This is a genomic window from Pseudomonas sp. 18-147 (assembly GCF_051048045.1).
Classification (GTDB): Bacteria; Pseudomonadota; Gammaproteobacteria; order Pseudomonadales; family Pseudomonadaceae; genus Pseudomonas; species Pseudomonas aeruginosa.
The window spans coordinates 4,106,161-4,124,440 of sequence record NZ_CP182296.1 but is presented as its reverse complement, the minus strand read 5'-3'; the positions used below and the strand labels follow the sequence as shown (position 1 = coordinate 4,124,440).

Sequence of the window (18,280 nt, the reverse complement as noted above, 5' to 3'; positions counted from 1 at the left end):
GTCAAGCGGCGAGGGATCAGTTGGGGCTGTAGATCTGGTCGAATACGCCGCCGTCGATGAAGTGGGTCTTCTGCACGCTGCGCCAGTCGCCGAAGGTCTTCTCCACCGAGAAGAAGTCGACTTTCGGGAAGCGGTCGGCGAACTTGGCGAGGATCTCCGGGTTGCGCGGGCGCAGGTAGTTGTTGGCGGCGATGGTCTGGCCCTCGTCCGACCACAGGTACTTCAGGTAGGCCTCGGCCTGGGCGCGGCTGCCTTTCTTCTCGACCACCTTGTCGACCACCGCCACGGGGGGCTCGGCCTCGGCGGACACGCTCGGGTAGACCACCTCGAAGCCGCCTCGGCCGAATTCGCGGGCGATCATCTCGGCTTCGTTCTCGAAGGTCACCAGTACGTCGCCGATCTGGTTCTGCATGAAGGTAGTGGTGGCGGCGCGGCCGCCGGTGTCGAGCACCGGTACCTGCTTGAACAGCTTGCCGACGAATTCCTTGGCCTTGTTCTCGTCACCGCCGTTCTTCAGCACGTAGCCCCAGGCGGAGAGATAGGTGTAGCGGCCATTGCCGGAGGTCTTGGGGTTCGGCACCACTACCTGGACGCCGTCCTTGAGCAGGTCCGGCCAGTCCTTCAGGGCCTTGGGGTTGCCCTTGCGAACGATGAACACGGTGGCCGAGGTGAACGGCGCGCTGTTGTTCGGCAGGCGGGTCGCCCAGTCCTTCGGCACCAGGCCGCCGTTGTCGGCGAGGGCGTCGATGTCGGTGGCCTGGTTCATGGTGATGACGTCGGCGGGCAGACCGTCGATCACCGAGCGCGCCTGCTTGCTGGAACCGCCATGGGACATCTGGATGGTGATGTTCTCGCCTTTCTCCGCTTTCCAGTATTTCTGGAAGGCCGGGTTGTATTCCTTGTAGAAGTCGCGCATCACGTCGTAGGAGACGTTGAGCAGGGGCTGGGCGGCGTGAGCGGCGCCGCCGAGCGCCAGGCCGGCGGCCAGCAGGGAGGCGCTGAACAGTCGTTTCACAGGGCAGTTCCTTTGAGCATGTTGTAGTGGCTCGACTATAACGTCGGGTTATATGCAGGGTAAATATCAAAAACTGCTTTGCTTATTACCCGCTCGAGCCTATGCCGCGGCCGGCGCTTTGGCCAGCGCTAGTCGAGGCCGCTGACCGCCAGGTCCTTGGGATACTCCACGCTGAACTTCAGGGTGGCGCTGCGTTTCTCGCCGGGTTGCAGGGTCCAGTCCCACTTCAGCTTGCCGTCGTCCTCGCGCTTGACTTCCTGCGCCTTGGGTTCCAGCAAGGTGACCTGGATCTGCTCGTTGCGCGAGACCGGCAACTGGTCCTCGAACTGCACGCGTTCGGCGTTCTTGTGGTTGTTGCGCACGTCGATGCGGAATTCGTAGTTGACCCGCGTGCGGTTGCCGATCAGGCCGCTGCTGTCGGTATAGCGCTTGACCAGCTTGCGTTCGATGCCGATGCCCTCGTCGGCGCCCAGTGCCAGTTCGAAGCTCTCGCCGGGCATCACCCCGCGCAGATGGCCGCTGGCGACGAAGCTGTTGCCGAGAAAGGTATTCAGGGTGCCGGGGAGCAGCGGGTAGTCGCTGTCGTTGCGGGTCTCCGCCTCCAGGTAGGCGGTTTCGCGCAGGGCCGGGGCCGCCAGATAGCGCAGCTTGGCCGGCATTTCCAGGCGGGCGATGGTGACCTTCTGCGCGCTGCCGTCGCTGTTCAGGGTCGCCGGCACGGGGATGTGGAAAGAGGCGCTGGCGGCGCCGCTGCTGACCTCCGCGGTGGCGAGCCGCGCCTCGGCCAGCTTCGGCGCCGGGGCCGGCATGGCCATCTGCGCCGAGGTCCTGGCGATGGGAGCGGCTTGCGGCATGGGCGCCGGAACGTCCTGCATGGCCATCTCGGCACCGTAGTAGGCGTTGGGCGCGTCGATGTCGACGATCCAGGGATTCAGCCGCGGTACGTTGCCGCCCAGGGCCGGACGGGCGGTGGAGAGGGTCAGGTCGACGTCGGTCCAGTCTTCGCCGCTGCTCTGCCGGACCAGGCCCTGGTAGGTCAGTTCGATGGTCTTCGCGCCGTCGCGCAGGCGTGCGTCGTAGGTCGGCTGCCAGGAGGCGTCGCGCAGGGTGTAGTCGAGCTTCACCTCGACCTGTGCCGGTTGCTCCAGGGCGACCCGCAGGACCGCGCGCTTGAAGCGCTTGCCGTCGCCGTTGAGGGTGCCGCGCTGCTCCTGCAACTGCTGCTTGCGCTGTTCCAGTTCGGCGGCGCGGTCGTCCAGCTGGCGCTGCTCGGCGAGCAGGCGTTCGAGGTTGCCTTCGGTCAGTTGCAGCAGGCTTTTCAGCTCGTCGATGCCGGGCATGGGGCGATCCTTGCCGGGCTGGGTGCTGCCGCTCTGGATGTCGGCGAGGAACTTCTTCTGCGCTTCGAGCACGCTGCCGCGGTCATGGATTTCCCGCAGTTGCCGGTCTATCTCGCGCAGTTGCTGGTCGAGCTGCTGCACACGATTGTCGTCCGGGCGCTCGACCCGTTGCGCGGCGCTGCTGACGTCGAGCAGGGTGGCGGCGGCGCTGGCGCCGAGGGACGCGCGCAGGCTGGTGTCGTCGAGCTGGAAGGGCAGTTGCTCCAGGGCGATCTCATGCTGGCCCTTGGGCAATTGCAGGCGGGCGGTGCGGGTGACCACGGCACGGTCGGCGTAGACGGTGACCGCGCTGATGCGGCTGTCGACCGCTTGTGGCGCGGCCAGCAACGGAGCGCTGGCGAACAGGCCGGCGAACAGGAGCGGAGAGGCGGCGAGTCGATTCACGATATCTCTTCCTTGGGCGGATGGAGGGGCGAGGAACCCGTGCGTGCGGTCCCTTCCTGCTGCCTAAGACGCAAGTGCGGCGAAAGACGGGTTAAGCGGCGCGAAGAAATTTTCCCGTGCGGCTCAGGCCGGCTGTTCCAGGCGCTCCAGGGCACCGCGCAGGTTGGCGCGGGCGGCGGCCTCCCAGCGTTGCCGCAGCGGTTCGCAGTGGTACAGCGCCGGTTGCTCCAGCAACTGGCGCAGCAACTTGCCGCGCCCGGCGCGGAACAGCGGTTCCGGCACCCAGGCGTATTCGGCGCGGACGTCCGCCTCGTAGCGCGCGTAGACCGGCGCCGGCGCGGCGAGGATGGCGAGGTCGATATCCACCACCAGGGCTGCGTCGGCGTCTCCCGGCGGCGCCTGGTGACAGGTGGCCATGATCAGTTCGCGCAGGGCCGGCCGCAGCGCCGCCAGCCCGGCCTGGTCGAGCCAGTGCTCGGTGCTGGCGGCGCTGGCGGCCTCGTTGTCCTGGCGCTGGGTGTCGTAGACCAGGTCGTGGGTCCACAACGCCAGCTCCACCAGGTCCGGCCGCAGCGCCAGTTGGCGCCAGCGGTCGAAGTGCTCCAGGCAGGCGAGGATGTGGCGATCGCTGTGGTAGTGCCGGTCGGCCCCGCCATAGGCCGCCAGCAGCGCGTCGAAGGCATCCGCCGGCGGGTTGCCGCCGAGTCGCTGCCAGAGGGCGTCCCAGCGCTGCCGGTCAAGACTTCCCATGGCTGCCTTCCTCGCGAGGGAACAACGGGTTGCCGCAGCGGCAGCAGAATGCCGCCTGCACTTCGTGGGTCGCCTTGCGGCACACCGGGCAATCCCGCTGCAACAGGTTGGCCGGGTCCTGGCGCATCGCGGTGGCGAGTTCGGCGGTGAAGATCCCGGTGGGCACCGCGATGATCGAGTAGCCGGTGAGCATCACCAGGCTGGCGATGGCCTGGCCGAGCGGGGTCTTCGGGGTGATGTCGCCGAAGCCGACCGTGGTGAGGGTGACGATCGCCCAGTAGATGCCGCGGGGGATGCTGGTGAAACCGTGCTCCGGGCCTTCGACCACGTACATCAGCGCGCCGAACACGGTGACCAGGGTCATCACGGTGAGGAAGAACACGATGATCTTCTGCTTGCTGCCGCGCAGGGCGGTGAGCAGGAAATTGGCCTGGCTCAGGTACTGGCGCAGCTTGAGCACGCGGAAGATCCGCAGCATGCGTATCACCCGGACGATCAGCAGGTACTGGGCGTCGGGGTAGAGCAGGGCGAGGAAGCCGGGGAGGATCGCCAGCAGGTCGACCAGGCCGTAGAAGCTGAAGGCATAGCGCAGCGGCTTGGGCGAGCAGTACAGGCGCAGCAGGTATTCCACCAGGAAGATGCCGGTGAAGCCCCATTCGATGTAGGCCAGCAGGTCGCCGTAGTCCTGGTGGATCTCGTCGATGCTGTCGATCATCACTACCAGCAGGCTGGCCAGGATCACCAGCAGCAGCGCGCTGTCGAAGCGCCGGCCGTCGCGGGTGTCGGTCTGGAAGATGACGATGTAGAGGCGTTCGCGCCAGCTGTCGGGTGCGCTCATCGTGGCTCCTGATGATGGATGCGGCACCTTACCAGACTAGCCCGCCGGCGCCAGCGTTCCCCGCTCAGGAGCGCCGCCGGCCGAGGCGCGCGCCGAGGCTGCCGGCCAGGCGCAGGTAAAGGCGCTCGCCGCCAATGCAGAGCAGGCAGGCGAGGATGAACGGTGCGGTCAGCGCCGGCAGGCCGAGCAGGCCGAACAGCGGTTGCAGCGCCACCGCCAGGCCCATGCCGAGCAGTGGCGGCCAGACGCTGCGGTAGCGCAAGGCCAGGGCCAGCCCGGCAAGGGCGGCGTTCAGGCCGTAGAACCCGGCGAGCGCGCTCGCCCAGTCGTAGCCCAGCAGCCAGGCCAGCGGCAGGCTGGCCGCGGCGCCGGCGAGGGCCCAGGCGGCGGAGGGACGCGAGACCAGCAGCAGGCCGAGCCAGACCAGCAGCCCTGCCAGCGGTTCACCGAGGAAGATGATCTCGCCGATCCCCTGCGCTAGCGCCGCCAGCTCCGCCGTGCCGCTCCAGGCGCAGCTGAAGCAGCCGCCATGGGTCGCCGGGGCCAGGCCTAGCCAGGCGCCGAGGGGCACCAGCCACCAGCCGTTGAGGACGAAGCCCAGGGTATAGGGCGGAAGCCAGCGGCGTCGGCGCAGCCCATGCAGGAACAGGCGCTGCAACGCCACGCTGGCCAGGCAGCCGAGCGCTACCAGCGACACCAGCCCCGGCGACCAGGCGAAGCGGAATGCCAGCAGCATGCCGATCAGCACGGCGTTGTAGCCGTACAGCCCGGCCTCGATGTCGCTGTCGGCGCAGTGCAACAGGCGCGCCAGCAACGGGCCGAGGGCGCCGCCAAGGAGGGCGCCGGCGAGCAGCGGCGGCGCGCCGACGGCGATCGCCAGCAGACAGGCCAGGCCCAGGCGTGGGTCGCCCTGGAGGAACACCTGGCTGATGCCGCGCAGGAGGATTCGGGATGCATTGAGGAGAGATTGCAGGGGCATGGCGGTCAGTGCGGCAAGGGCCGCTCGGCAGGCACGGAGATGCCAGGCCTGCGCGAGGGGCGGGGGCGGTCATTGTAGGGTCTGGCGCGGAGGCGACGCACCCCGGACGAGAAGGCCAGGCGAGGGTCATGCATGCAGGGCGTTCCAAGAAGAAAAAAAGACCTCCGGCAGGAGTTGAACCGGAGGCCTTGAATGTCCATGGCCTGCATGGGAGTGCGCGAGGGAGGCCATGGTCCGACAAGAAGGTCTTTCCCGGATGGATGGAGACGCGGCCCCGTATTTCCGGCCCCATCCATCCGAGAGAGACAAGGGTGGCCCGACCCGCATGCCCGGGGGGACGGCGCGAGCCGGACCGAACTCGTTGCTTCAGAGATCTCCCAGCGGCGGCGCCACGGTCTCGATGCGCAGCATGTTGGTCGAGCCGGGGCGACCGAACGGCACGCCGGCGGTGACCACCACGGTGTCGCCGCGGCGCGCCATGCGCTGGGCCAGGGCGATGTCGAGGGCGGTCGAGCAGATCTCGTCGACGTGCGCCAGTTGCTCGTTGACCACCGAATACACGCCCCAGGCCACGGTCAGTCGCCGCGCGGTACGCAGGTTCGGGGTCAGGCTGAGGATCGGCGCCTTGGGCCGCTCGCGGGCGGCGCGCAGGGTCGAGTTGCCCGACTCGGTGTAGTTCACCAGCACCGCCACCGGGAGGATCCGGCTGACCCGGCGGATCGCGCAGCTGATCGCATCGGAGACGGTAGCGTCGGGCTGCGGACGGTTGACCTCGAGCTGGACGTGGTAGTCCGGCTCGGCCTCCACCTGGCGGACGATCTTCGCCATCATCTCTACCGCCTCGCGAGGGTATTGTCCGGAAGCGGTTTCCGCCGAGAGCATCACCGCGTCGGCGCCGGCGCCCACCGCGGTGGCTACGTCGGTCACCTCGGCGCGGGTCGGGGCGGGGGAGAAGCGCATCGACTCGAGCATCTGGGTGGCCACCACCACCGGCTTGCCGAGCTGGCGGCAGACCTGGACGATGCGTTTCTGGATGCCCGGCACGCTCTCCGCCGGCACCTCTACGCCGAGGTCGCCGCGCGCCACCATGATCGCGTCGGCGCGCTCGGCGATCGCCTCGATGGCGCTCACCGCGCTGGGCTTCTCGATCTTGGCCATGAGGAAGGCCTTGTCGCCGATCAGCCCACGGGCCTCGTCGATGTCCTCCGGGCGTTGCACGAAGGACAGCGCCACCCAGTCGACCCCCAGTTCCAGGCCGAAGGCCAGGTCGCGGCGGTCCTTGTCGGTCAGCGGGCTGAGTTGCAGCACCGCTTCCGGCACGTTGACGCCCTTGCGATCGGACAGCTCGCCACCCACCGCCACGCGGGTCTCGATGGCGTCGCTGTGGCAGTTGACCACTTCCAGGCGGATCTTGCCGTCGTCCAGCAGCAGGCTCATGCCCGGTTCCAGGGCATGGATGATCTCCGGATGCGGCAGGTTGACCCGCCGCTCGTCGCCGGGGGCGTCGCTGAGGTCGAGGGTGAAGGTCTGCCCACGCTGCAATTGCACGGCACCGGCGGCGAAGCGGCCGACTCGCAGCTTCGGACCCTGCAGGTCCATGAGCACGCCGATCGGGTAGTTCAGCTCCGCTTCCACCTCGCGCACCCAGGCGAAGCGCTGCGCGTGATCGGCGTAGTCGCCGTGGCTGAAGTTCAGGCGGAACAGGTTGGCGCCGGCCTCCACCAGGGCACGGATATCGTCGCGGCTGCGGGTGGCCGGGCCGAGGGTGGCGAGGATCTTGGCTTTCTTGTCGGCTGTCATGTCAGGACTCGAGGATGAGAATGGCGCGGAAGTCGTTCACGTTGGTGCGGGTCGGTCCGGTCACCAGCAGGTCGCCGAGGGCCTGGAAATAGCCGTAGCCGTTGTTGTCGTCGAGCTCGTCGCGGATCTTCAGCCCGGCCTTTTCGCCGCGCGCATGGGAGCAGGGCGTCATCAGCGCGCCGGCGTTGTCTTCCGAGCCGTCGATGCCGTCGGTGTCGCCGGCCAGGGCCCAGATGTTCGGTTCGCCCTTGAGCTCGGCGGTGAGGCTGAGGAGGAACTCGGCGTTGCGTCCGCCGCGACCGTTGCCGCGCACGGTGACGGTGGTCTCGCCGCCGGAGAGGATCACGCAGGGCGCCGCCAGCGGCTGGCCGTGCTTGCGGATCTGCCGGGCGATGCCGGCGTGGACCTTGGCGACTTCCCGCGCCTCGCCCTCCAGGTCGCCGAGGATCAGCGTCGAGAAGCCGGCCGCGCGGCACTTCACCGCTGCTGCGTCGAGGGCGTTCTGTGGCGTGGCGATCAACTGGAAGTGGCTGCGCGCCAGGCACGGGTCGTCGGGCTTGACGGTTTCCGAGCGCGGGTCGGCGAGCCAGTCGAGGACGTTCTGCGGCACGTCGATGGCGTAGCGCCTGAGGATCGCCAGGGCATCGGCGGAGGTGGTCGGGTCGCCGACGCTGGGGCCGGAGGCGATCACCGTGGCCTCGTCGCCGGGAACGTCGGAAATCGCGTAGGTATAGACGCTGGCCGGCCAGCAGGCCTTGGCCAGGCGACCGCCCTTGATCGCCGAGAGGTGCTTGCGCACGCAGTTCATCTCGCCGATGGCGGCGCCGGACTTGAGCAGCGCCTTGTTCACCGCCTGCTTGTCCGCCAGGCCGATGCCTTCGGCAGGCAGCGAAAGCAGTGCGGAGCCGCCGCCGGAGAGAAGGAAGATCACCCGGTCGCTCTCGTTCAGGCCGCTGATCAGTTCCAGCACGCGACGGGCGACGCGCTCGCCGGCGTCGTCGGGCACCGGATGGGAGGCTTCCACCACCTCGATGCGACTGCATTGCGCGCCGTAGCGGTAAGGCGCCACTACCAGGCCCTGGATCTCGCCCTGCCAGTGCTTCTCCACCACTTCGGCCATGGCTCCGGCGGCCTTGCCGGCACCGATGACGATGGCGCGCCCGCTGCGATCTTCCGGCAGGTGGTCGGCCAGCACCTGGTAGGGATGGCCGGCTGCCACCGCGGTATTGAACAGCTCGGTGAGAAAGGCGCGTGGATCGGTACTCATGACAGGCTCCGAATTTCTTGTTGTCGTGCCGCCGGTCGGGCCGGCGGTCGCAGCGTCGTCGACGCTTCCATTCCGCAGCACCCGCGCCGGCGGGAACTGGGGAATGGAAGCGAGGCGCCCGGACGCAGAGGCCGTGAATCTCCCGGCCGGGCGTTCGCTTCCTTTACCCCGCCTTGTGGGCGGGGAAGGAAGAGGGCGGCGGCGAACACCGGAGTTCGCCGACCGTTCCTCTCCCCGAGCCCTTCGAAAAGGGGTTCGTCGCTCCGCGCGGGGTGACGGCCCGCGCGGACTGCGGATCACTCGTCGCGGATCGAGAAGTTGGCCATGTGCTCCAGGCCCTTGATCAGCGCCGAGTGGTCCCAGTTACTGCCGCCGATGGCCGCGCAGGTGCTGAACACCTGCTGGGCGTTGGCGGTGTTGGGTAGGTTCAGGTTCAGCTCGCGGGCGCCGGCCAGGGCCAGGTTTAGGTCCTTCTGGTGCAGGCTGATGCGGAAGCCCGGGTCGAAGGTGCCCTTGACCATGCGTTCGCCGTGTACCTCGAGGATCCGCGAGGAGGCGAAGCCACCCATCAGCGCCTCGCGCACCTTGGCCGGATCGGCGCCGTTGCGGGCGGCGAACAGCAGGGCCTCGGCGACCGCCTGGATGTTCAGCGCGACGATGATCTGGTTGGCCACCTTGGCGGTCTGGCCGTCGCCGTTGCCGCCGACGCGGGTGATGTTCTTGCCCATCGCCTGGAACAGCGGCAGGGCGCGTTCGAAGGTGTTCGGGCAGCCGCCGACCATGATGCTCAGGGTCGCCGCCTTGGCGCCGACCTCGCCGCCGGAGACCGGGGCGTCCAGATACTGCGCGCCGGTAGCCTTGATCTTCTCGGCGAAGCCCTTGGTGGCGGTGGGGGAGATCGAACTCATGTCGATCACCACCTTGTTCGGGCCGACGCCCTCGGCGATACCGTCCTTGCGGAACAGCACATCCTCGACCTGCGGGGTGTCCGGCACCATGACGATGATGAACTCGGCTTCCTGGGCCACTTCCTTCGGGTTGGCCAGGGCAATGGCGCCGGCCTCCAGCAGGTCGGCCGGAGCGGCGTCGTGGTGGGTGGAAAGGAACAGGCTGTGGCCGGCCTTCTGCAGGTTCTGCGCCATGGGCTTGCCCATGATTCCGGTGCCGATGAATCCGATCTTGGCCATGAGAGTGTCTCCTGGTTCTGTCTGTCGAGTGGCTCCGCGCAGGGAAGCGGGAGCGTCTTGTTCGTGGGTGCGGATCAGACGACGTTGTGCGTCTTCATCCAGCCGAGGCCGGCTTCGGTGGTGGTGGCCGGCTTGTACTCGCAGCCGATCCAGCCCTGGTAGCCGATGCGGTCCAGGTGCTCGAAGAGGAAGCGGTAGTTGATCTCGCCGGTGCCCGGTTCGTGGCGGCCGGGGTTGTCGGCGAGTTGCACGTGGTTGATCGCCGCCAACTGGTTTTCCAGGGTGCGGGCCAGGTCGCCTTCCATGATCTGCATGTGATAGATGTCGTATTGCAGGAACAGGTTGGCGCTGCCGACCTTGTCGCGGATCTCCAGGGCCTGGCGGGTGTTCTGCAGGTAGAAGCCGGGGATGTCGAGGGTGTTGATCATCTCCATGACCAGGCGGATGCCTGCGGCTTCCAGCTTGTCGGCGGCGTAGCGCAGGTTGTCGACGAAGGTCTTCTCGACGCTGGCGCAGTCGTGCCCCTGCGGCCGGATCCCGGCGAGGCAGTTCACCTGGCGGTTGCCCAGCACCCTGGCGTAGGCAATGGCCTTGTCGACCCCCTCGCGGAACTCCTGGACCCGATCCGGGTGGCAGGCGATGCCGCGCTCGCCCTTGGCCCAGTCGCCGGCCGGCAGGTTGAACAGCACCTGTTCCAGGCCGTTGGCTTCCAGGCGGGCCTTGATCGCCTCGGCCTCGACGTCATAGGGGAAGAGGTACTCGACGCCGGCGAAGCCGGCCTTGGCGGCGGCGTCGAAGCGTTCGAGGAAATCCACCTCGGTGAACAGCATGGACAGGTTGGCGCAGAAACGGGGCATGTCTTGCTCCTATCGTTCGGTCAAACGTTCGGGAGGCCTTTCGCCGGGGGCGGGGTGCCGCACGCACCGTCCGCGCCTCCGGGAAAGGCCGGCGATCAGTCGAGCAGCGAGATGGCGGTCGGCGCGTCGGCGCCTTTCTCGGCCAGTTCCTCGAACTCGTTGATGGCGTTGATCTCGGTACCCATGGAGATGTTGGTGACGCGCTCCAGGATCACCTCGACCACCACCGGCACCTGGTGCTGCTGCATCAGTTCGCGGGCCTTGGCCAGGGCGGCGCCGATCTCGTTCGGGTCGAACACCCGGATCGCCTTGCAGCCCAGGCCCTCGACCACCGCGACGTGGTCGACGCCGTAGCCTTCCAGCTCGGGGGCGTTGATGTTGTCGAAGGCCAGCTGCACGCAATAGTCCATGTCGAAGCCGCGCTGCGCCTGGCGGATCAGGCCCAGGTAGGAGTTGTTCACCAGTACGTGGATATAGGGCAGCTTGAACTGCGCGCCGACCGCCAGTTCCTCGATCATGAACTGGAAGTCGTAGTCGCCGGAGAGCGCCACCACCTGGCGGCTCGGGTCGGCCTTGACCACTCCCAGCGCGGCGGGAATGGTCCAGCCCAGCGGGCCGGCCTGGCCGCAGTTGATCCAGTGGCGCGGTTGGTAGACGTGGAGGAACTGTGCGCCGGCGATCTGCGACAGGCCGATGGTGCTGACGTAGCAGGCATCCTTGCCGAAGAACTCGTTCATCTCTTCGTAGACGCGCTGCGGTTTCACCGGCACGTTGTCGAAGTGGGTCTTGCGCTGCAGCGTGCGTTTGCGCTGCTGGCAGCTTTCCAGCCAGGCGGCGCGCGACTTCAGCTTGCCGGCGGCCTTCCACTCGCGGGCCACTTCGAGGAATGCGTCGAGGGCGGCGCCGGCGTCGGAGACGATGCCCAGGTCGGGCATGAACACCCGGCCGATCTGGGTCGGTTCGATGTCGACATGGATGAAGCGGCGACCTTCGGTATAGACCTCGACGCTGCCGGTGTGGCGGTTGGCCCAGCGGTTGCCGATGCCGAGCACCAGGTCGGATTCCAGCAGGGTGGCGTTGCCGTAGCGGTGCGAGGTCTGCAGGCCGACCATGCCGGCCATGTGTGGGTGGTCGTCGGGGATTACGCCCCAGCCCATCAGGGTCGGGATCACCGGGATGCCGGTCAGCTCGGCGAATTCGCGGAAGCGCTCGGCGGCGTCGGCGTTGAAGATGCCGCCGCCGGCCACCAGCAGCGGGCGCTCGGCTTCGTCGAGCATGGCCAGGACCTTCTCGGCCTGGACCCGGGTGGCCTTCGGCTTGCTCACCGGGAGGGGCTCGTAGGCGTCGATGTCGAACTCGATCTCGGCCATCTGTACGTCGAACGGCAGGTCGATCAGTACCGGGCCGGGCCGGTCGCTGCGCATCAGCTGGAAGGCCTTCTGGAATACATAGGGGACCTGGGCCGGTTCCAGCACGGTGGTCGCCCACTTGGCCACCGGCGCGGCGATGCTGGAGATGTCGACCGCCTGGAAGTCTTCCTTGTGCAGGCGGGCGCGCGGTGCCTGGCCGGTGATGCAGAGAATCGGGATGGAGTCGGCGGAGGCGGAGTAGAGGCCGGTGATCATGTCGGTGCCGGCAGGGCCGGAGGTGCCGATGCAGACGCCGATGTTGCCGGCCTTGGTACGGGTGTAGCCCTCGGCCATGTGCGAGGCGCCTTCGACGTGACGGGCCAGGACATGGTCGATGCCGCCGATCTTCTTCAGCGCGGCGTACATGGGGTTGATCGCGGCACCGGGGACGCCGAACGCGGTATCCACGCCTTCGCGGCGCATCACCAGTACGGCGGCTTCGATTGCTCTCATTCTGGCCATCGTTTTGTTCCTCGTTCTTATACTAATTGTGTACAAAAGTTGGAACGATTCTAGGCAGAGGGGCAGCGCAAGGTCAAGATGGGTTGTATACGCTGGAAAAAGCCGCTGAAATCAATTTTTCCATAATAAAAACAATGAATTACCATTTTTGTTAGCAGGCTTATAAAACCAGCGTTTGAAAAAATGTATACAAAATTATGTTCATATTGTTCTGGAATGTTGCTTTCGTAGGGCCGGTCGGCTACTAGATTGGGTACAAATTTTCGAACGCGCCCGCATCGCGGGTGGTTTCCCGATTTCTAGCCTTAACAACTCGAGAGGAACGACCATGACCACCATCAGTCTGGAAACCGCGCTGGGCATTACCCGCCAGGCGCTGGCGGTGGGGCGCGAGCTGTCCACCGCGCCCCTGACCATCGCGGTGCTCGATGCTGGCGGCCACCTGGTGGCGCTGCAGCGCGAGGACGGCGCCAGCATGCTGCGACCGCAGATCGCCATCGGCAAGGCCTGGGGCGCCGTGGCCCTGGGCAAGTCGTCGCGGCTGCTGGCGGCGGATGCGCAGCAGCGGCCTTCGTTCATTTCCGCGGTGAACACCCTGGCCCATGGCAATCTGGTTCCGGCGCCGGGCGGGGTGCTGATTCGCAACGACAAGGCAGAGGTGGTCGGCGCGGTCGGTATCAGCGGCGATACCTCGGATATCGACGAGCAATGCGCGATCCAGGGCGTGCTGGCGGTCGGGCTGGTGCCCGACGCCGGTTGAGCTTGCGGCCCGCTCACCAGGACCGGGCCTTCGCTCCCTTCTTCAGGTGGCGTACGCCGCCATCCACCAGGATCTCCGTGCCATACCTGCAGCGGGGCTCGTTCGAGGCCAGGAATAGCGCGGCACTGGCGATCTCCAGCGGCTCCCCCAGGCGTCCCGGCCAATCTTCTCCCTCAGCGCCTGGGTGGCCTCGACATCGGTAGCGGCTTTGTCCAGCGCTGGCGTCCGGGTCGGCCCCGGGTTCAGGGCGTTGACCCGGATACCGCGCTCGAGCAACTCCGCCGATAGCGTCCAGGCGAGGTGTATGCGGAGCTGCCGCCACGGGTCGAATACCGCGTCACGCCGCTCGGTGCGAAGCCGGCGCTGGGGCGGGTCAGAGCGGCAGCGGCCGAAGCCGGCCGGCGCTCTTGCCGGATTGCCCGTCGGGCGTGCAGCCTTTCAGGACCAGGCGGGTGATGGTTTCCACCGCAGCGTCGTAGTCGGCGTCGCTGAGCTGTTCCTTGCCGGTGACGATGGAAATCTGCCAATCGAAGTCGGCATAGGTCTGGGTCGCCGCCCAGATGGCGAAGAGCAGGTGATGCGGGTCCACCGGGGCGAGCTGGCCACGGTCGATCCAGGTCTGCAGGCAGGTGACGTTGCGCTGGGCCTGGGCGTTCAGTTCGTCGAGGTATTCCTTCGGCAGGTGCGGCGCGCCGTGCATGATCTCGCTGGCGAAGACCTTGGAGGCATGCGGCAGCTCGCGGGAGATGCGGATCTTCGAGCGGATGTAGGCGGGCAGGGCGAGCAGCGGGTCGTCTTCCACGCGGAACGGCGCCGACGCTTGTAGCAGCGGCTCGACGATGCTTTCCAGCACGCAGCGATAGAGGTTTTCCTTGGACTGGAAGTAGTAGTAGACGTTGGGCTTGGGCAGGCCGGCGCGGGCGGCGATGTCGCTGGTCTTGGTCGCCGCGAAGCCCTTGTCGGCGAATTCCTCGCTGGCGGCGCGGAGGATCAGGCGCTTGTTGCGCTCGCGGATGCTGGTCATCAGTCCTTGTTCTTCATTGCTGCAACGGCGGCAGGAAGCCGAGGATGGTAGCACCCGCCCGGAGCGCCCCTCAAGCAAGGTGCGAGCGAGGCGGAGGCCCGGGAAATCCTGACCCGCCGGTTCATTTGCCCTATACATTTCCCGGTATTTGGAGTATTCGTTAGGGGTATCGAGTCGCCCGCTCGCACTCACCCACCGAGCGCCGGGCGAGCCCCCCGGAACAGAACGAGTCACTATGTCCGATTCCCGCCTGGTCGATCCCTTCGGCCGTCGCATCACCTACCTGCGCCTGTCGGTGACGGATCGCTGCGACTTCCGCTGCACCTACTGCATGAGCGAAGACATGCAGTTCCTTCCCCGCGACCAGGTCCTCAGCCTGGAAGAACTGTACGCGGTGGCCGACGCCTTCATCGGCCTCGGCGTGCGGCGCATTCGTATCACCGGCGGCGAGCCGCTGGTGCGCAAGGGCATCACCGGCCTGCTGGCACGCCTGGGGCAGCGTGCGGAACTGGAAGACCTGGCGATCACCACCAACGGTTCGCAACTGCGCGAGCGCGCCGCCGAGCTGAAGGCCGCCGGCGTCCGCCGCCTCAACGTCAGCCTCGACTCGCTGCAGCGCGAACGCTTCGCCGCCTTCACCCGTAGCGATCGCCTGGAGCAGGTGCTGGACGGCATCCAGGCGGCGCGCGAAGCCGGTTTCGAGCGGATCAAGCTGAACTGCGTGGTACAGAAGGGCCGCAACGACGACGAGATCCTCGACCTGGTCGAGTACGCCCTGGCCAACCAGTTGGACATCAGTTTCATCGAGGAAATGCCGCTGGGCAGCATCACCAGCCACCGTCGCGAACTGACTCTCTGCACCAGCGACGAAGTCCGGGCGATCATCGAGCGCCGCTGGCCGCTGACCCCGAGCCTGGCGCGCAGCGGCGGGCCGTCGCGGTATTACCAGATCGGCGACGAGCCCAGCCGGATCGGCTTCATCTCACCTCACAGCAATAATTTCTGCGGCGACTGCAACCGCGTGCGCGTCACCGCCGAGGGCAAGCTGGTGCTCTGCCTCGGCCACGAGGGGGCGCTCGACCTGCGCGAACTGCTGCGCAGTCATCCCGGCGACCGCGAGCGCCTGAGCGCGGCACTGGTGGCGGCGCTGAACCTGAAGCCGGAGCGGCATCACTTCGACGCCCAGGAGCAGGTCCAGGTGCTGCGTTTCATGAGCATGACCGGCGGCTGACGGTATCCTCCTGGGGCGATGGCACCAACGGCGCCATCCGCCGCTTCCTCTCCCATGCCACCCGGGCGACCGTGTTCCGGCACGCACCGCTCGCTGCCCCGTCCCGGGAAAAGCGACGCGGCGCAACGCCGAAACGCGGCGAAGACGTCATGCTGCCTGCCGCGCCAGCAAAGGAAAGCCTCCCATGCACCGGGTCCTGTTCATCTGCAGCCGCAACCGCCTGCGTAGTCCCAGCGCCGAACGGCTGTTCGCCGACTGGCCGGGCGTCGAGACCGATTCCGCCGGGCTGGCGGCGGACGCCGAGACGCCCCTGGAGCGGGAGCAACTGGAGTGGGCGACGCTGGTCGTCGTCATGGAGCGCCGCCACCGGCAGGCGCTGCTGCGCCGGCACGCCGCGGCGATGAAAGGCAAGCGCCTGGTCTGCCTGGATATCCCGGACGACTACGCCTACATGCAGGCGGAATTGCTGCATCTGCTGGAGCGCAAGGCGGGGCCTTTCCTTCGGCGGGACTGAGTGGTGCGGACCGCGAGCGGAGAAAAAGAAGCCGGACGAAGTCCGGCCCGAGGGAAGGGCGGACCGGGAGTGTCGCCGGTCCGCCAGGGAGTCAGGAGTGCTTGGGCGCCGGCGCGTGGCTGCCGCACAAGTGGCTGCGGTCGTTGCGGCTGAGGATGTTGAACAGCAGGTTCAGCACCACCGCCCAGATCGCGGTCATGGCGATGCCGCTATGGGTGATCGGCTCCATCCAGACCGGCAGGCGGGCGAAGAAGTCCGGGCGCACCACCGGCACCATGCCCATGCCGATGCTTACCGCCACCAGCAACTGGTTGCGGCGGTCGGTGATGTTGGCCTCGTGGAGGATCTGGATGCCGCTGGCGGCGACCATGCCGAACATGGCGATGCCGGCGCCGCCGAGTACCGCCGGCGGGATCGAGGCGACCAGGAAGGCGGCCTTGGGCAGCATGCTGAGGAGGATCAGGAAACCGGCGGCGGCCACCGTGACGTAGCGGCTGCGCACCCCGGTCATCTGCACCAGGCCGATGTTCTGGGCGAACGAGGAATGGGTGAAGGTGTTCAGGAAACCGGCGAAGAACGAGGCGCCGGCGTCGCAGAGCAGGCCGCGGCGCAGTTCGGTCGGGGTGATCTCGCGGCCGGTGATCTTGCCCAGGGCGAGGAACATGCCGGTGGACTCGACGAAGATGATCACTACCACCAGGCACATCGACAGGATTGGCGCCAGGTCGAAGGTCGGCGCACCGAAGTGCAGCGGGGTGACGATGTCGAACCAGGGGCGCTCGGCCAGACCGCCGAGGTCGACCATGCCCATGCCGCCGGCGATCGCGTAGCCCAGGCCCATGCCCATCAGCACCGAGATGTTGACCCAGAAACCGCGCATGAAGCGGTTGATCAGGAGGATGGTGCAGAGCACCAGGCTGGAGAGGAACAGGAAGTGCAGGGAGCCGAAGTCTTCCGCGCCCTTGCCGCCGCCGGCCCAGTTGATCGCCACCGGGAACAGGCACATGCCGATCGAGGTGATCACCGTGCCGGTCACCAGCGGTGGGAAGAAACGCACGATGCGCGACATGAAGGGGGCGATGAGCATGCCGAAGAAACCGGCGGCGATGGTCGCGCCGAAGATCCCGGTGATGCCCACGCCGGGCATCCCGGCCATCGCCACCATGCTGCCGACGGCGGCGAAGCTGGCGCCCATCATCACCGGCATGCGGATGCCCATCGGGCCGATGCCCAGCGACTGGACCAGGGTGGCGATGCCGGCGACCAGCAGGTCGGCGTTGATCAGGAAGGCGATTTCCTCGCGCGAGAGGCCGGCCGCCTGGCCGACGATCAGAGGCACGGCGACGGCGCCACCGTACATCAGCAGCACATGCTGGAAGCCCACCAGCAGCAGCTGCGTCAGCGGCAGGCGCTGGTCTACGGGCGAGTCGGGGATGCGGCGATCAGTTACCACGGACATGCAACACCTCAGGCGTTTTTATTGTTGTCAGTCGCAGGCGGACACCGGAAAAGGCAGGTTCCGGCGGCCGGGTATTTCTGGCCGAACATCCACCCCAGGCTTCAGGGCGATGCGGTGGGGTGTTTTATATCCCCGTTGTGTGCTCGATTCAATCGATTTTTTGTATACAAAGTAATTTTTTGTAGTTGACCAATCGGTCTACTACAGGCTTTCCAGAGCTGCTTCCACTGTATCCATAGAACTGGCGCCGGCTACCCCCGGGACGCCCGGCGGTGTACGACATTGGTCGGATAGCCGACGTGCTCTAGCCGCTGGGAGTTTTCAGCGACCCCTACCTCAGTGGGCACAAGCCCGGTGCAGCAAGGCCTTGAACCCTGTCGCCCGGGATCAGCCATGGGTCTTTGCGGAACGCCTGCTTGCATTGGCGACTACAAGCAGCGACGTGCGCGAGAGCAACCGGCTATCTGAGCGCCAGTAGATCCTGGCGGCAATGGAGACGCTCAACGAGCAAAGAGAATGCCGCCAGCGCTTGCTGGAGTGCACAACGGCAGACTGGCCAAGGTGCCAAGGCTCTGGGCAGGTCATGCTGGACAAGAAGCCGGCGGAGTTTTCCTGAGCGTTCTACAGGAGAGGCACGAAGGAGGTCGCCGAAGTCTTTCGGCATATCGAACGTCCCCCTTTTTCAGTTTTCGGCAGCGCCCAACGGGCCACTGGCAATCAGGCTGGCACCACAAGCTGTTTTCATCCCATGTAGCGCGACCGGGACCCCATTCACATCCAGCAGGGCGCTACCTTCGGTAATGGGGAAGGTTCCCTTGCACAAGGGGCAAACCACTTGGTGGCCTACACCGGCCATCGGCTTGCCGTTGAGGTCGGTCTGGCCGAACGCCTCAATCACCGTGCCTCCATGGCTGGTGGTGTCGCCAAGGCGAATGATGTCCATC

The 18,280-nt window shown here is 66.9% G+C and carries 17 protein-coding genes; 3 read left to right on the top strand and 14 right to left on the bottom strand.

Annotated elements, in window-relative coordinates; genetic code table 11:
* Positions 1-16 precede the first annotated feature (16 nt).
* The 10 genes from ACM0M4_RS19495 to gcl form a co-directional block, all read right to left on the bottom strand.
* A complete protein-coding gene (locus ACM0M4_RS19495; RefSeq protein WP_003087175.1) occupies positions 17-1,015 on the bottom strand; it encodes a sulfate ABC transporter substrate-binding protein in 999 nt (332 codons plus the stop codon).
* A 128-nt stretch (positions 1,016-1,143) separates the two neighbouring features.
* Positions 1,144-2,799 (bottom strand): mucoidy inhibitor MuiA, encoded by a 1,656-nt coding sequence (gene muiA, locus ACM0M4_RS19490; RefSeq protein WP_221345414.1) that lies wholly within the window; start codon positions 2,797-2,799, stop codon positions 1,144-1,146.
* A gap of 123 nt (positions 2,800-2,922) precedes the next feature.
* Complete coding sequence (locus ACM0M4_RS19485; RefSeq protein WP_003122930.1) at positions 2,923-3,549, bottom strand: HD domain-containing protein; 627 nt, start codon at positions 3,547-3,549, stop codon at positions 2,923-2,925.
* Entirely contained in the window at positions 3,536-4,387 is an 852-nt protein-coding gene (locus ACM0M4_RS19480; protein ID WP_003083179.1) for an ion transporter, read from the bottom strand. Before ACM0M4_RS19480 ends, ACM0M4_RS19485 begins: the two co-directional genes overlap by 14 nt.
* Before the next feature lie 64 nt (positions 4,388-4,451).
* Complete coding sequence (locus tag ACM0M4_RS19475; RefSeq protein WP_003122928.1) at positions 4,452-5,366, bottom strand: urea transporter; 915 nt, start codon at positions 5,364-5,366, stop codon at positions 4,452-4,454.
* A gap of 366 nt (positions 5,367-5,732) precedes the next feature.
* Positions 5,733-7,166 carry a pyruvate kinase gene (pyk, locus tag ACM0M4_RS19470; RefSeq protein WP_003083183.1) on the bottom strand — a complete coding sequence of 478 codons (1,434 nt, stop codon included), beginning with the start codon at positions 7,164-7,166 and terminating at the stop codon, positions 5,733-5,735.
* Position 7,167: 1 nt separating this feature from the next.
* Positions 7,168-8,433, bottom strand: a complete 1,266-nt coding sequence (locus ACM0M4_RS19465) for a glycerate kinase type-2 family protein (RefSeq protein WP_015503184.1) — start codon at positions 8,431-8,433, stop codon at positions 7,168-7,170.
* A 296-nt stretch (positions 8,434-8,729) separates the two neighbouring features.
* On the bottom strand, positions 8,730-9,620 hold the full coding sequence (locus ACM0M4_RS19460) for a 2-hydroxy-3-oxopropionate reductase (protein WP_003087180.1): 891 nt from the start codon (positions 9,618-9,620) through the stop codon (positions 8,730-8,732).
* A gap of 74 nt (positions 9,621-9,694) precedes the next feature.
* Positions 9,695-10,477, bottom strand: coding sequence for a hydroxypyruvate isomerase (gene hyi, locus ACM0M4_RS19455; protein ID WP_003087181.1), 783 nt, complete (start codon positions 10,475-10,477; stop codon positions 9,695-9,697).
* A gap of 95 nt (positions 10,478-10,572) precedes the next feature.
* Positions 10,573-12,348, bottom strand: a complete 1,776-nt coding sequence (gene gcl / locus ACM0M4_RS19450) for a glyoxylate carboligase (protein ID WP_054375892.1) — start codon at positions 12,346-12,348, stop codon at positions 10,573-10,575.
* Between the two features lie 328 nt (positions 12,349-12,676).
* Here gcl and ACM0M4_RS19445 point away from each other — a divergent pair, with 328 nt between their 5' ends.
* Positions 12,677-13,108, top strand: coding sequence for a GlcG/HbpS family heme-binding protein (locus ACM0M4_RS19445; RefSeq protein ID WP_003083199.1), 432 nt, complete (start codon positions 12,677-12,679; stop codon positions 13,106-13,108).
* A gap of 42 nt (positions 13,109-13,150) precedes the next feature.
* On the opposite strand, the gene ACM0M4_RS19440 is transcribed toward ACM0M4_RS19445, so the two are convergent.
* On the bottom strand, positions 13,151-13,414 hold the full coding sequence (locus ACM0M4_RS19440; RefSeq protein ID WP_350320974.1) for an SDR family oxidoreductase: 264 nt from the start codon (positions 13,412-13,414) through the stop codon (positions 13,151-13,153).
* A gap of 67 nt (positions 13,415-13,481) precedes the next feature.
* Positions 13,482-14,132, bottom strand: a complete 651-nt coding sequence (locus ACM0M4_RS19435; RefSeq protein WP_003087183.1) for a TetR/AcrR family transcriptional regulator — start codon at positions 14,130-14,132, stop codon at positions 13,482-13,484.
* A 235-nt stretch (positions 14,133-14,367) separates the two neighbouring features.
* Here ACM0M4_RS19435 and moaA point away from each other — a divergent pair, with 235 nt between their 5' ends.
* Entirely contained in the window at positions 14,368-15,363 is a 996-nt protein-coding gene (gene moaA / locus ACM0M4_RS19430) for a GTP 3',8-cyclase MoaA (RefSeq protein ID WP_003083204.1), read from the top strand.
* Between the two features lie 184 nt (positions 15,364-15,547).
* A complete protein-coding gene (locus tag ACM0M4_RS19425) occupies positions 15,548-15,877 on the top strand; it encodes a low molecular weight protein tyrosine phosphatase family protein (protein ID WP_003087185.1) in 330 nt (109 codons plus the stop codon).
* A gap of 91 nt (positions 15,878-15,968) precedes the next feature.
* On the opposite strand, the gene ACM0M4_RS19420 is transcribed toward ACM0M4_RS19425, so the two are convergent.
* Positions 15,969-17,336, bottom strand: coding sequence for a nucleobase:cation symporter-2 family protein (locus ACM0M4_RS19420; protein ID WP_003083208.1), 1,368 nt, complete (start codon positions 17,334-17,336; stop codon positions 15,969-15,971).
* 682 nt (positions 17,337-18,018) lie between these two features.
* Positions 18,019-18,279, bottom strand: coding sequence for a PAAR domain-containing protein (locus ACM0M4_RS19415; RefSeq protein WP_003083211.1), 261 nt, complete (start codon positions 18,277-18,279; stop codon positions 18,019-18,021).
* Position 18,280: the final 1 nt, after the last annotated feature.

Excerpts from the sequence above, each read along its gene's own strand:
- ACM0M4_RS19485 (WP_003122930.1), bottom strand. The coding sequence starts at position 3,549 with ATGGGAAGTCTTGACCGGCAGCGCTGGGACGCCCTCTGGCAGCGACTC.
- ACM0M4_RS19480 (WP_003083179.1), bottom strand. The coding sequence starts at position 4,387 with ATGAGCGCACCCGACAGCTGGCGCGAACGCCTCTACATCGTCATCTTC.
- ACM0M4_RS19475 (WP_003122928.1), bottom strand. The coding sequence starts at position 5,366 with ATGCCCCTGCAATCTCTCCTCAATGCATCCCGAATCCTCCTGCGCGGC.
- pyk (WP_003083183.1), bottom strand. The coding sequence starts at position 7,166 with ATGACAGCCGACAAGAAAGCCAAGATCCTCGCCACCCTCGGCCCGGCC.
- ACM0M4_RS19465 (WP_015503184.1), bottom strand. The coding sequence starts at position 8,433 with ATGAGTACCGATCCACGCGCCTTTCTCACCGAGCTGTTCAATACCGCG.
- ACM0M4_RS19460 (WP_003087180.1), bottom strand. The coding sequence starts at position 9,620 with ATGGCCAAGATCGGATTCATCGGCACCGGAATCATGGGCAAGCCCATG.
- hyi (WP_003087181.1), bottom strand. The coding sequence starts at position 10,477 with ATGCCCCGTTTCTGCGCCAACCTGTCCATGCTGTTCACCGAGGTGGAT.
- gcl (WP_054375892.1), bottom strand. The coding sequence starts at position 12,348 with ATGGCCAGAATGAGAGCAATCGAAGCCGCCGTACTGGTGATGCGCCGC.
- ACM0M4_RS19445 (WP_003083199.1), top strand. The coding sequence starts at position 12,677 with ATGACCACCATCAGTCTGGAAACCGCGCTGGGCATTACCCGCCAGGCG.
- ACM0M4_RS19435 (WP_003087183.1), bottom strand. The coding sequence starts at position 14,132 with ATGACCAGCATCCGCGAGCGCAACAAGCGCCTGATCCTCCGCGCCGCC.
- moaA (WP_003083204.1), top strand. The coding sequence starts at position 14,368 with ATGTCCGATTCCCGCCTGGTCGATCCCTTCGGCCGTCGCATCACCTAC.
- ACM0M4_RS19425 (WP_003087185.1), top strand. The coding sequence starts at position 15,548 with ATGCACCGGGTCCTGTTCATCTGCAGCCGCAACCGCCTGCGTAGTCCC.
- ACM0M4_RS19420 (WP_003083208.1), bottom strand. The coding sequence starts at position 17,336 with ATGTCCGTGGTAACTGATCGCCGCATCCCCGACTCGCCCGTAGACCAG.
- ACM0M4_RS19415 (WP_003083211.1), bottom strand. The coding sequence starts at position 18,279 with ATGGACATCATTCGCCTTGGCGACACCACCAGCCATGGAGGCACGGTG.